Origin of the sequence: Nonomuraea longispora (assembly GCF_004348345.1) — a bacterium.
In the GTDB taxonomy this organism is placed as follows: Bacteria; Actinomycetota; Actinomycetes; order Streptosporangiales; family Streptosporangiaceae; genus Nonomuraea; species Nonomuraea longispora.
This window is the reverse complement of the sequence record NZ_SMJZ01000239.1, coordinates 1-12340: the sequence shown is the minus strand read 5'-3', so window position 1 is coordinate 12340 and position 12340 is coordinate 1. Positions and strand designations below refer to the sequence as shown.

Here is a 12340-nt window from a genome sequence, read left to right as displayed (position 1 = left end):
GCCCCCGCACTCCCCTGACCAGCGAAGCGGCTGATCAACTGCTCACCCCCGAAGGAGCAAGTCCATGGCCGACAGTTACACACCCCCGGTCACCGGAACCGGTGTCAAGGCCACCATCCAGCGCATCGGCGGCCATCTGGCCGGCATGATCATGCCGAACATCGGCGCGTTCATCGCCTGGGGCCTGATCACCGCGCTGTTCATCCCGACCGGCTGGCTGCCCAACGAGACGCTCGCGAAGATGGTCGGCCCGATCATCGGGACCCTGCTGCCGGTCCTCATCGCCTACACGGGCGGCCGGATGGTGCATGGTCAGCGCGGCGCGGTCGTCGGCTCGGTGGCGGTCATGGGCGTCGTGGTGGGCACCGAGTCCCCCATGTTCCTCGGCGCCATGATCATCGGCCCGCTCACCGCCTTGATCCTGAAATATGTGGACAAGTTCACGGAGCAGCGGACCAAGGCCGGTTTCGAGATGCTGGTCGACAACTTCTCCGCCGGCATCGTGGGCGGCGCGATGGCCGTCATCGGCATGCTCGGCATCGGCCCGGTCGTGGAGACCGCCACCACGGCCGCGGGCAACGCCGTGAGCTGGCTGATCAACAACAACCTGCTGCCCGTCGCCTCGGTCCTGATCGAGCCCGCCAAGGTGTTGTTCCTCAACAACGCCATCAACCACGGCGTGCTCACCCCGCTCGGCATCTCCGAGGCCGCACAGACCGGCAAGTCGATCCTGTTCATGCTCGAGTCGAACCCCGGCCCGGGGCTCGGCCTGCTGCTGGCGTTCCTGCTGTTCGGCCCGCGCCAGCTGCGGCCCAGCACCCCCGCCGCGATGATCATCCAGTTCTTCGGCGGCATCCACGAGATCTACTTCCCGTACGTGCTCATGAAGCCGCGTCTCATCCTGGCCGTCATCGCGGGTGGCGCGGCCGGCGTGTTCACGTTCATCGCCACCGGCGCCGGCCTGGTCGCCTCGCCGTCGCCCGGCAGCATCTTCGCGTATCTCGCGGTCACCCCGAGGGGCGGCTGGCTGAGCTCCAGCCTGGGCATCCTCGTGGCAGCGGCCGTGTCGTTCGCCGTCGCCGCCCTCCTGCTCGGCTTCGGCCGCGGAGAGAAGGCGGAGCAGGACGGTCCCGCAGAATCCAGGGAGGGCACCGAGCCCGCCACCAAGGAGGCCTGACCCATGCCCAGCATCGACAGCAAGGACATCAAGAAGCTCATCGTCGCCTGCGACGCCGGGATGGGCAGCAGCGTGATGCTCGCCTCCCAGCTGCGCAAGCAGCTCAAGGACAGCGGCGTCACGGTCGAGCACACCCCCGTCAACTCCATTCCCGACGACGCCGACGTCATCGTGTGCCACTCGGGGCTGGCCGCCAGGGCCAAGGCGTCCGCCCCCGGGAAGCCCCTGGTGTCGTTCCAGATCTTCCTCGGCGACCCGGCGGTGACCAAGCTCGTGAACACCATCAAGAACGGCGGCACCGTCGATGCGTGACGACCTGCTCGACCCGCGGGCCGTGCTGCTGCGCGAGAGCGCCCCCGACCGCGACGCGGCCATCCGCCGGTGCGGCCGGGCGCTGGTCGACGTGGGCGCGGCCGCGGAGCCGTACATCGAGGCGATGCTCGAACGCGAGCGGTCGATCTCCACCTACGTCGGCGAGGGAGTGGCCATCCCGCACGGGACGAACGCCTCCAAGGGGGACGTCCAGCGCGACGCGATCTGCGTGGTCCGTTTCCCCGGCGGCGTCGACTGGGACGGGGAGCAGGTCACGCTGTGCGTCGGCATCGCCGCCAAGGACGACGGGCACGTTCAACTGCTGTCGCAACTGGCCGAGATCCTGCTCGATCCCGACCGTGCGAGGGCACTGCGTGAGGCCACGGAGGTCTCACAGGTCATGAAGGAGCTCACATGAAGGTCGCCAGATTCCACGCCCCGGGCGACATCAGGATCGAGGACGCGCCCGAGCCCGAGGCGGGGCCGGGCGAGCTGAAGATCCGCGTACGCAACTGCTCGACGTGCGGCACGGACGCCAAGATCTTCAAGTTCGGCCACCACCACATCAGGCCGCCGCGCGTCATGGGCCACGAGATCGCCGGCGAGGTCGTCGGCACCGGCGAGCGGGTGCAGGTGATCGCCGCCATCCCGTGCGGCACGTGCCAGGAGTGCGTACGCGGCCGCCGGACGGTCTGCCCGAACCAGGAGTCGATGGGTTACCACTACGACGGCGGCTTCGCCGAGTACATGATCATACCGGCCAAGGTGCGGGCCGTGGACGGCGTCAACGCCATCCCGTCCGGGGTCGGCTTCGCCGAGGCGTCGGTGGCCGAGCCGCTGGCCTGCGTGCTCAACGGCCAGTCGCTGGCGGGTGTGAGCGCGGGTGACGACGTGGTGGTGATGGGCGCGGGCCCGATCGGCTGCCTGCACGTGCGCCTGGCGCGGGCGCGCGGCGCCTCCCGGGTCTTCCTCGTGGACGTCAACGCCGAGCGCCTGGCGATGGCGGCCGAGCTCGTACGCCCCGACGCGGCCATCGACGCCGACCCCGTCGAGCAGGTGCTCAAGCTGACCGGTGGCCGGGGCGCCGACGTCGTGATCACCGCTGCGGCGTCGGGCGCGGCGCAGGAGCAGGCCGTGCGGATGGCCGCCAGGCAGGGCCGGATCAGCTTCTTCGGCGGCCTGCCGAAGGACGACCCCGTCATCGCGCTCGACTCCAACCTGGTGCACTACCGCGAGCTGACCATCGTCGGCGCGAACGGTTCCAGTCCCGCGCACAACGCCGAGGCGCTGCGACTGGTGGCCGACGGGGCGGTGGTGGTGTCCGACCTCATCACCCACCGGCTGCCGCTGCCCCAGGTGCTCGACGGGATCGATCTCGTCAGCAGGGGCGCGGCCATCAAGGTCACCATCGAGCCCTGACGTCCGGCACGCGAGAACCCGCACTGAAGATCCGACATGGAGCCTGGAGGCTTCTCATGGCACAACGAACGGTGGCCGTGGCCTCGGCCAGCGGCCTGCACGCCCGTCCCGCCAAGCTGTTCGTGCAGGCGGCGGCGAAGCTGGAGGTGCCGGTGACGGTCCGGCTGGGCGAGAAGTCCGTGCCGGCCAAGAGCATGCTGGGGGTGCTGTCGCTGGGCGCGGTGCGCGGCTCGGAGGTCACGCTCGAAGCGGAGGGCCCGGGGGCGGAGGAGGCGCTCGACTCCCTCGCGGCGCTGTTGTCGCGTGACCTGGACGCGGAAGAGGCCCTCGATGCCTGACCTGTCCCGGCCCGGCCCTCGTACCGTCCCGCCGGGCGCCGGGCCCGCGGGCTCTGCCCGGCGGCTCGCCGGCCTCGGCGTCAGCCAGGGCCGGGCGGCGGGACCGATGATCCGGATGGCGGGGCCGCCGGCGCTGCCCGCGCCCCGCCCCGTGACCGACCCGGCCGCCGAGGCGGCCACGGTCGCCAAGGCTCTGGAGGCGGTCACCGCCGACCTCAACCGCCGCGCCGCGGCCGCCCGATCCCACCCGTCCGAGGAGCAGGACCGCGCCACGGGCGGCCGGGCAGGCGCCAGCGAGGCGGCGGAGATCCTCGAGGCGCTGGCCATGATGGCCGAGGACCCCATGCTGCTGGAGGAGGCCGAGCGGCGGGCGCTCGACGGCGCCGACGCCGCGCACGCCCTGGACGCCGCCTTCGCCCAGCACCGCGACGCCCTGGCCGAGCTGGGCGGCTACCTGGCCGAGCGGGCCGCCGACCTGGACGATCTCAAGCACCGGGCGGTCGCGTTCGCGCTCGGCCTGCCCATGCCCGGCCTGCCCGCCCCTGGCCATCCGTACGTGCTGGTGGCCGAGGACCTCTCCCCCGCCGACACCGCGGGACTCGGCCCCGACGTGCTGGCGCTCGTCACGGAGCGGGGCGGTCCCACGAGCCACACCGCGATCCTGGCGCGCGGCCGCGGCCTGCCGGCGGTGGTGGCCTGCGCGGGCGTCATGGACCTGCCGGACGGCACGGTCATCGGCGTGGACGGCGGCACCGGCGAGATCACGACCGGCCTCACCGCGGAGCGGGCGGCCGAGATCGTGGCGGGCGAGCGCGCGGAGCGGGCCAGGCTGGCGGCCGGCAGTGGCCCAGGCAGGACGGCCGACGGCCATCCGGTGAAGCTGCTGCTCAACATCGGCTCGGCCAAGGACCTGCGGCCGGGCGCGGAGGGCGTCGGGCTGTTCAGGACGGAGTTCCTGTTCCTCGACCGTACGGGGGCGCCGTCGTTCGAGGAGCAGGTGGCCGCGTACGCGGAGGTGTTCGAGCAGGCGGAGACCGTGATCGTGCGCACGCTCGACGCGGGCACCGACAAGCCCCTGCCGTTCCTGGGCCTGCCGGCCGAGCCGAACCCGGCCCTTGGCGTACGGGGCCTGCGGGTGGACCGGGTCCTGCCGGACGTGCTGGACACCCAGCTCGACGCCATCGCCGAGGCGGCCAGGGCGACGGGCACGCAGGCGTGGGTGATGGCGCCCATGGTCACCACCGTGGCGGAGGCGGCCGGGTTCGCCGGCCGCGCCCGCGAGCGGGGCATCGCGAAGGTGGGCGCGATGGTGGAGGTGCCCGCGGCGGCGCTGCGGGCGGGAGCGCTGCTGCGCGAGGTCGACTTCCTCAGCATCGGCACGAACGACCTGGCCCAGTACACCTTCGCCGCCGACCGACAGCACTCGGAGCTGGCAGATCTGCTCGACCCGCGCCAGCCCGCCCTGCTCCAGCTCATCGGCATGTGCGCGCGGGCGGGCAGGGAGGCGGGCAAACCGGTCGGCGTGTGCGGTGAGGCGGCCGGCGATCCGCTGCTCGCGCCGCTGCTGGCCGGGCTGGGCGTGACGAGCCTGTCCATGGCCCCCGTGTGCGTGCCCGCCGTACGGGAGGCGCTGGCCGGCCTCACTTTGGGCGAGTGCCGGCGCCGCGCCGAGGAGGCCGTCGGCTAGACCTGTTCCGGGTTGTGCGCCCGGAGCTGGAGGCCGTGGCCGTCGACGTCGACGGTGACCCTGCCGTGCTCCTCGATCTCGCCGGTCAGCAGCATGGTGGACAGCCGGTTGTCCAGCTCGCGCTGCACGGTGCGGCGCAGCGGCCGGGCGCCGAACTCGGGCTGGTAGCCGCGCTCGGCCAGCCAGTCCTTGGCGGCGTCCGTGACCTCCATCGTGACGTCCTGGCCGCGCAGCCGCTGCCGGGTCCGCTCCAGCAGCAGGTCCACGATCTGGCGGAGCTGGTCGCGTTCCAGCCGCTTGAAGATGATCGTCTCGTCGATGCGGTTGAGCAACTCGGGACGGAGCGAGTGACGCAGCAGGTCCATGAGCCGGTCGTGCAGTTCCGGGGTGTCCTCGGAGCCGAGGATCATCTGCGCGCCGATGTTGCTGGTCATGATGACGATCGCGTTGGTGAAGTCGACCGTGCGGCCGTGGCCGTCGGTGAGCCGGCCGTCGTCGAGCATCTGCAGCAGGATGTTCATCACGTCGGGGTGGGCCTTCTCGATCTCGTCGAGGAGGATGACGCCGTGCGGGCGGCGGCGTACGGCCTCGGTGAGCTGGCCCGCCTCCTCGTACCCGACATATCCGGGCGGCGCCCCGATGAGGCGCGAGACCGTGTGCCGCTCCTGGTACTCGCTCATGTCAATGCGCACCATGTGGTCCTCGCCCCCGAACAGCGCCGCGGCCAGTGACCTGGCGAGCTCCGTCTTGCCGACCCCGGTGGGACCGAGGAACAGGAAGCTGCCGATGGGGCGGTTCGGGTCGGCCAGTCCCGCCCTGGCCCTGCGCACCGCCTCCGCGATGGCGACGACGGCCTCGTCCTGACCGATCACGCGCTTGTGCAGGTGCTCCTCCAGGCTCATGAGACGCTCGCGTTCGTGCTGGGTGAGCTGGGTGACCGGGATGCCGGTCTGCCGGGACACGACCTCGGCGATGTCCTCCACCCCGACCTGCGGGACGTTGTCCTCGCCGCGCCGGGCGCGCTCCAGCTCCGGTCTGATTTTGTTGATCTCGGTGGTCAGCTCCTTGGCGCGGTCGAAGTCGTCGGCGGAGATGGCCTGGTCCTTGTCGCGGCGCAGCGAGTCGAGGCGCTCCTCCAGCTCGCGCACGCCGGTGCCGGGCGTGCGCGAGCGCAGCCGCACCCGGGCCGAGGCCTGGTCCATGAGGTCGATGGCCTTGTCGGGCAGGAAACGGTCGGAGACGTAGCGGGCCGACAGGTTCGCGGCCGCGTCGAGGGCCTCGTCGGTGATGCGCACCTGGTGGTGGGCCTCGTACGTGTCGCGCAGCCCGGCCAGGATCTCGATCGTCTCCTCCACGGTCGGCTCGGAGACGAGGATCGGCTGGAAGCGGCGTTCGAGCGCGGCGTCCTTCTCGATGTTCTTGCGGTACTCGTCGATCGTGGTGGCGGCGATGACGTGCAGCTCGCCGCGGGCGAGGGCGGGTTTGAGGATGTTGGCGGCGTCCATGCCGCCCTCGGCGGAGCCGGCGCCGACCAGGTTGTGCACCTCGTCGATGAAGACGATGGTCTCGTCGGCGTGCGCCCGCACCTCGTCGATGACCTTCTTGATGCGCTCCTCGAACTCGCCCCGGTACTTCGTGCCCGCCACCATCCCCGTGAGGTCGAGCCCGATGACGCGGCGGTTCTTGAGGATGTCGGGGACGGTCCTGTTGACGATGCGCTGGGCGATGCCCTCGACGATCGCGGTCTTGCCGACACCCGGCTCGCCGATCAGGCACGGGTTGTTCTTGGTGCGGCGCGACAGCACCTCGATGCACTGCTCGATCTCGTCCTCGCGGCCGACGACCGGGTCGATGCCGCCCTGCCTGGCCTCTTCCGTGAGATCCCTGCCGTACTCGTCGAGTGTCGGCGTGTCGCCGTTCCGCATGCGCTGCTCGCCCGTCCGCGCTCCGCCGCCGGACACGACGGCCTGCTGCAACTCGCCGGCGGACGCGCCCTGCTCCTGCAGGAGGCGGGCGGCGCTGGAGTCGGGGTTGGCGGGCAGGGCGAGCAGCAGGTGCTCGGGGCCGATGTAGGACGACTGCAGGGCGCGTGAGATCCGCTGCGCGTCCAGGATGGCGCGTTTGGCCGCCGGTGAGAGGGTCGTGGGCGGCTCCGCGGGCCGGCCGACGCCCGCGAGCGCGTCGATGCGGTCACGGAGCCTGCCGACGTCCACGCCGGCCGAGCGCAGCATGCTCCCGGTGGCGTCGTCGTCGAGCAACGCGCCGAGCAGGTCGAGCACGTCCAGGTCGGCGGCGCCGCGCTGCCCGGCTTTCTCCAGGGCGCTCCGCAGTGCCTCTCGGGCCGAGGCGCTGAGCAGCCTGCCGACGTCCACCCGCTGGACGCTGGGCCGGGTCGGTGGCCAGGCCTCCATCCCGCCGAACACGCGGCCGGTGAGCTCTTCGAACCCTCTGAACGGGTCCCCGCCGAAGAACGACCTGAACGGCATGTCAGACATGAATCCCCCTAAGACTCAGGGGACACCTAGCCGGGTATGTCGCATTTCATAGCCACGTTTCGGCAAAGTCTCCCGCCCGGTGTGAGCGGTCGCGTCACCTTCCCGCGACGGCGTCGGCGATGGGCGTGTCGCCGGAGACGAGCTCCAGCGTCCGGTGCACGGTTCCCGGTGCGCCGAGCATGGCGGCGATGACGGCGGCCACGTCGTCGCGGGGCACAGCGCCCGGCGTGGCCTCCGGCGCCAGCCTGACCAGGCCGGTGCCCGGCTCGTCGGTCAGCCGGCCAGGGCGCAGGATCGTCCAGTCGAGGTCGCGGGCGCGCAGGTCGTCCTCGGCCCCGGTCTTGGCCCTGATGTAGGCGGCCCAGACCTCGTCCCTGTCCGGCGCGGGCGGCCTGCCCGCGCCCATGGACGAGATCTGGATGAACCGTCGTACGCCGGTCTCCTCGGCGGCGTCGGCGAGCAGCACGGACGCGCCCTTGTCGACCGTCTCCTTGCGCGCCACACCGCTGCCCGGTCCCGCGCCCGCGGCGAAGACCACGGCGCCGGCGCCCTCGACGATCCCCGCGACCTCGCCGGACGACGCCCGTTCCAGGTCGCACACCACGGCCTCGGCGCCCGTGGCCTCCACGTCGGCGACGTGGGCCGGGTTGCGCACCAGGCCGACGGCGTCCGAGCCGAGGCGCCGCGCCAGGCGCAGTGCGATCTTGCCGTGGCCGCCCGCGATGATGATCCGCATCGTTCCCCATGGTGTCGTGGTCTGCCCGCTCCCTGCGGGGGAGCGGCTCGTCGCCTCTCCCCGCTGTGGACGGCGACGGACCGGATCTGCCCGTTTCCGCACGCCCTTACTCCCCCGGGGACGGACCGCCCGCTTTCTCCGGCGATGGGGCGAGGCGGGGCCCAACCGATGGTGATCGTCCGGCATCGGGCAGGCGTCCGCGGGTATGCCAGGGAGGAGCCGAGCGGACCGGCACGTCCCGGTCCCGCCGACCCGCCGGACGGGCTCGCCGAGCCCGGTGTACGGCAGGCGGGGCGAGGTGGGAATATCCCTCCGAACGCCCGGGCTGGATCATGCGTATCCCCCACAGAGGAGACTCGACTATGGACTTGGCAGACATCGGCGTCACCGGCCTGGCCACCATGGGGCGCAATCTCGCCCGCAACCTCGCCAGACACGGATACGCGGTGGCGGTGCACAACCGCTCGTACAGCCGTACGCAGCAGCTGATCAAGGAGTTCGGCGGGGAGGGCACGTTCGTGCCGTCCGAGGAGCTGGCCGCGTTCGTCGCCTCGCTGAAGCGCCCGCGCAGGGCCATCATCATGGTCAAGGCGGGGGCCGGCACCGACGCGGTGATCGACCAGCTCGCCGACCTGATGGAGCCCGGCGACATGATCGTCGACGGCGGAAACGCGCACTTCCAGGACACCCGGCGGCGCGAGGCGGCGCTGCGCGAGCGTGGCATCCACTTCGTCGGCACCGGCATCTCCGGCGGCGAGGAGGGCGCGCTGCTCGGCCCGAGCATCATGCCGGGCGGCTCGAAGGAGTCGTGGGAGGCGCTCGGTCCGATCCTGCAGGACATCGCGGCCCAGGTGGACGGGGTGCCGTGCTGCGTGCACGTGGGCCCCGACGGCGCCGGCCACTTCGTCAAGATGGTGCACAACGGCATCGAGTACTCCGACATGCAGCTCATCGCGGAGTCGTACGACCTGCTGCGCCAGGCGCTGGGCGCGACGCCGGCCGAGCTGGCCGAGGTGTTCAGGGAGTGGAACCGCGGCGACCTCGACTCCTACCTGATCGAGATCACCGCTGAGGTGCTCGACCAGGTGGACGCCGAGACGGGCAAGCCGTTCGTGGACATCGTGGTGGACCAGGCCGAGCAGAAGGGCACCGGCCGCTGGACCGTGCAGAGCGCGCTCGACCTGGGCGTACCGGTGACGGGCATCGCCGAGGCGACCTTCGCCCGCGCGTTGTCCGGCCATCCGGAGCAGCGTGCCGCCGCCGCGTCGCTGCGGGGGCCGAAGTTGTCCGGCGTCGGCGGGCGCGAGCTGGTCGAGGACGTGCGGCAGGCGCTCTACGCCTCCAAGATCGTGGCGTACGCGCAGGGCTTCGACCAGATGGCGGCGGCCTCGAAGGAGTACGGCTGGGATCTCGACCTGGGCGCCATGGCGACGATCTGGCGCGGCGGGTGCATCATCCGGGCGAAGTTCCTCGACCGGATCCGGGCCGCGTACGACACCGACAGGGCGTTGCCGACGCTGCTCGCCGACCCGACGTTCGCGGCCGTCCTGGACGCGGCCCAGGAGTCGTGGCGGCGGGTGATCACCACGGCCGTGCGGATCGGCGTGCCGACGCCGGGCTTCTCCTCGGCGCTGGCCTACTACGACGGGCTGCGGCGCGACCGCCTGCCCGCGGCGCTGGTGCAGGGGCTGCGCGACTATTTCGGCGCGCACACCTATCACCGGGTCGACAAGGAGGGCGTCTTCCACACCGACTGGTCCGGCGACCGCGCGGAGCGCCCGGCCTGACCCGTCAGGAGCTTCCCAGAGGGGCCGGGTTGGCCACGGCCGTCACCACGCAGAAGCCGAGCGGTCCCGCCGGGTCGTGCAGGGTGACCTGCCCGGTCGCCACGCCGCCGGCGCTGAGGTGGCCGGTGGCCTCGATGCCGACGAGGTCGCCGCCGGGGAGCCGGGCGAGCGTCAGCGTGTAGTCGGCGTTGATGAAGCGCAGCCCGTCGACTCCCGTGTTGCTGAGCGGGCTGGCGAAGTCGGCGGCCAGCGCCGCGCGTACGAACGGCGTCAGCGGCTCGTCGTCCACCAGCGGGTCGCGCTCGCGCAGCCACACCCGCCCCGGACCGGGCTCGCCCCAGCCGGACGCCTGCCACAGGTCGAACGGCGGTGTCCACTCGCGTCCTTCGACCGGCGGGCCCGAGGGGGGTGGCTCGTCCCACGCGGGCGTGACGACCGCCTGCTCGCCCTCGGGCTGTTCGCCCTGCCTCAGCAGCACGGCGGCGGCCCGCGCGATCACCCCCTGTTCGGTGGAGATGGTCGCGTCGGCCACCCGGATCCGGCGGCCGTCCCTGGCCAGGGTGGTCTCCACCGTGACGGGCACCATGGGGCTGTTGCGGAACAGGTCGACGGTCAGCCGGGCGAAGCGCAGGCCGGGCTCCGCGTGGCGCCGCTCGATGGCCCGGGCCGCGAGACCGCCGAGCAGCCGGCCGTGGAGCATGTCGGGTGACCAGGGGCCGCGGGCGTGGGTGGCGGGGACGAGTTCGTCCCCCTTGCGGGTGAAGAACGCTGACGACGACACAGAATCAAATTCTAGAGGAGAGCAGGCGCCGTCCGAGCGCGTGCAGGCGTTCCTTGAGCCCGACCGGCTCCACCGTGCCGCGCGAACGCCCTCACCCGCTTCGTCACGGATGACATGGCGGGGCTGAGCGAGGCCGAGGTGGCGCGGGCGCGCGGCGTGGAGCGGCGGCGGCGGGAGTTCTCCGGGTACGCCGCCATCCAGGTCCACCCCGGGGATGGATTTCCGTCCGCTTGGCACCGTAAGCTCCCCCAATGCGTGATCTAGGTGAGGACCCCCGGCCCGCCCGGGGTGCGGTACGCGAGATCCATTCCCTCCGTGGGCCCGCCACCCTGGCCTACTCCCCCGACCTCGACGGCATGGCCGATCCCGGGGAGATCGTCTGGGCCTGGGTGCCCTACGAGGAGGACCCGTCCAGGGGCAAGGACCGCCCCCTGCTGGTCGTGGGCCGTACCGGGCGCAGGCTCCTGGCCATGATGTTGTCCAGCAAGGGCGACGACGGCCCCGACTGGCTGGAGCTGGGCCCGTGGGGCCGCGACGACCGGGTCTCCTACGTACGGCTCGACCGGGTCTTCGAGTTGGACGAGGACGACATCCGGCGCGAGGGCGCGGTGCTCGACGGCGAGCGCTTCGCCCGGGTGGCGGCCAGGCTCATGAAGACCCACGGCTGGGACGCCGGCTGACCGGCCGTCGTGTCCGGGCACGGGGGCGGTGGTCGATGCCGGGGAAGCGGTCGTGTCAGGAGTCCCGGACGAGGCCGGAGCCGGTGAGTGCGCAGACGCGGGCGGCATCGGGGTCCCACAGGCCTCCGGGGGCGGCGGGGGCCGCGCCCGGAGACCGGCCCGTCGCCCAGGCATGGGAGGGGCGTGGGCCGGTATCCGGATGGTAAGGGAACCACCCGGCCATCAGGCCGCTCCGGAGAGGCTGCGACGATGAATCCATGCGCGTTGTGGTGATCGGAAGCGGCATCGTCGGGGCCGCCGCGGCCTACTACCTGACCGGTCGCGGCGCGACGGTGACGGTGGTGGAGTCCGGCTACCGGGGCCAGGCGACGGAGGCGGGCGCGGGGATCGTGTGCCCGTGGGTGGACCACGCGGAGGACGACGCGTGGTACCAGCTGACCCGCGAGGGCGCCCGCGCCTACCCGGGGCTGGTGGAGGAGCTGGGCGAGGACCTCGGGTACGCCAAGGTGGGCGCCCTGCTGGTCACCGAGGAGCCGGCCGAGCTGGGGCAGGTGCGGGCGCTGCTGCACCGCCGCTCCCTCGAAGCGCCGGAGATGGACGACATCACCGACGTGCCCACCCCGTCCGAGCTGTTCCCCCCGCTCTCCGACGACCTGAGCGCGCTTCTCGTGCCCGGGGCGGCCCGCGTGAACGGCTGCGCGGTCCGCGAGGCGCTCCTGCGCGCCGCCGTCGCCCGGGGCGCGCGGGTCCGTACGGGCATCGCGACGCTCACCCCGGGCGGCCAGGTGCTCGTGCGGCCCTCCGGCTCAGGCCCGCACGGCACGACGGGCCCCACCGGCTTCCTCGCCGCTCTGGCCGACGACGACACCACGCCGGACCACCCCGGCACCCCGGTCACCACCGGCCCTGCCGACGACACCCCCTCTCC

At 72.5% G+C, this 12340-nt stretch carries 12 protein-coding genes; 9 read left to right on the top strand and 3 right to left on the bottom strand.

Annotated features, from left to right (window positions below; translation table 11 throughout):
• Positions 1-64: 64 nt before the first annotated feature.
• Genes mtlA through ptsP form a run of 6 tightly spaced genes read left to right on the top strand, consistent with a single transcriptional unit; the run spans position 65 to position 4933 of the window.
• A complete protein-coding gene (gene mtlA / locus E1267_RS38505) occupies positions 65-1177 on the top strand; it encodes a mannitol-specific PTS transporter subunit IIC (protein ID WP_246064526.1) in 1113 nt (370 codons plus the stop codon).
• A gap of 3 nt (positions 1178-1180) precedes the next feature.
• Entirely contained in the window at positions 1181-1489 is a 309-nt protein-coding gene (locus E1267_RS46940; protein ID WP_132518575.1) for a PTS lactose transporter subunit IIB, read from the top strand.
• The gene (locus E1267_RS38500; RefSeq protein ID WP_132340377.1) at positions 1482-1907 is read left to right on the top strand and encodes a PTS mannitol transporter subunit IIA; all 426 of its coding nucleotides are present in this window, start codon (positions 1482-1484) and stop codon (positions 1905-1907) included. The genes E1267_RS46940 and E1267_RS38500 overlap by 8 nt, the downstream gene beginning before the upstream one ends.
• On the top strand, positions 1904-2908 hold the full coding sequence (locus E1267_RS38495) for a zinc-dependent dehydrogenase (RefSeq protein ID WP_132340375.1): 1005 nt from the start codon (positions 1904-1906) through the stop codon (positions 2906-2908). The genes E1267_RS38500 and E1267_RS38495 overlap by 4 nt, the downstream gene beginning before the upstream one ends.
• A 56-nt stretch (positions 2909-2964) precedes the next feature.
• A complete protein-coding gene (locus E1267_RS38490) occupies positions 2965-3246 on the top strand; it encodes an HPr family phosphocarrier protein (protein ID WP_132340373.1) in 282 nt (93 codons plus the stop codon).
• Positions 3239-4933 (top strand): phosphoenolpyruvate--protein phosphotransferase, encoded by a 1695-nt coding sequence (gene ptsP / locus E1267_RS38485; protein ID WP_132340371.1) that lies wholly within the window; start codon positions 3239-3241, stop codon positions 4931-4933. The genes E1267_RS38490 and ptsP overlap by 8 nt, the downstream gene beginning before the upstream one ends.
• On the opposite strand, the gene E1267_RS38480 is transcribed toward ptsP, so the two are convergent.
• Positions 4930-7428, bottom strand: coding sequence for an ATP-dependent Clp protease ATP-binding subunit (locus tag E1267_RS38480; protein WP_132340369.1), 2499 nt, complete (start codon positions 7426-7428; stop codon positions 4930-4932). The genes ptsP and E1267_RS38480 overlap by 4 nt on opposite strands.
• A gap of 94 nt (positions 7429-7522) precedes the next feature.
• A complete protein-coding gene (locus E1267_RS38475; RefSeq protein ID WP_132340367.1) occupies positions 7523-8164 on the bottom strand; it encodes an SDR family oxidoreductase in 642 nt (213 codons plus the stop codon).
• A gap of 362 nt (positions 8165-8526) precedes the next feature.
• On the opposite strand from E1267_RS38475, the gene gndA reads away from it, so the two are divergent.
• Positions 8527-9951, top strand: a complete 1425-nt coding sequence (gndA, locus tag E1267_RS38470; RefSeq protein WP_132340365.1) for an NADP-dependent phosphogluconate dehydrogenase — start codon at positions 8527-8529, stop codon at positions 9949-9951.
• Positions 9952-9955: 4 nt separating this feature from the next.
• Here gndA and E1267_RS38465 read toward each other — a convergent pair whose 3' ends face one another.
• The gene (locus E1267_RS38465) at positions 9956-10732 is read right to left on the bottom strand and encodes a thioesterase family protein (protein WP_246064524.1); all 777 of its coding nucleotides are present in this window, start codon (positions 10730-10732) and stop codon (positions 9956-9958) included.
• Between the two features lie 251 nt (positions 10733-10983).
• On the opposite strand from E1267_RS38465, the gene E1267_RS38460 reads away from it, so the two are divergent.
• Complete coding sequence (locus E1267_RS38460) at positions 10984-11412, top strand: type II toxin-antitoxin system PemK/MazF family toxin (protein ID WP_132340363.1); 429 nt, start codon at positions 10984-10986, stop codon at positions 11410-11412.
• Between the two features lie 257 nt (positions 11413-11669).
• The coding region (locus tag E1267_RS38455) for an NAD(P)/FAD-dependent oxidoreductase (protein ID WP_132340361.1) at positions 11670-12340 on the top strand (671 nt) is incomplete at its 3' end.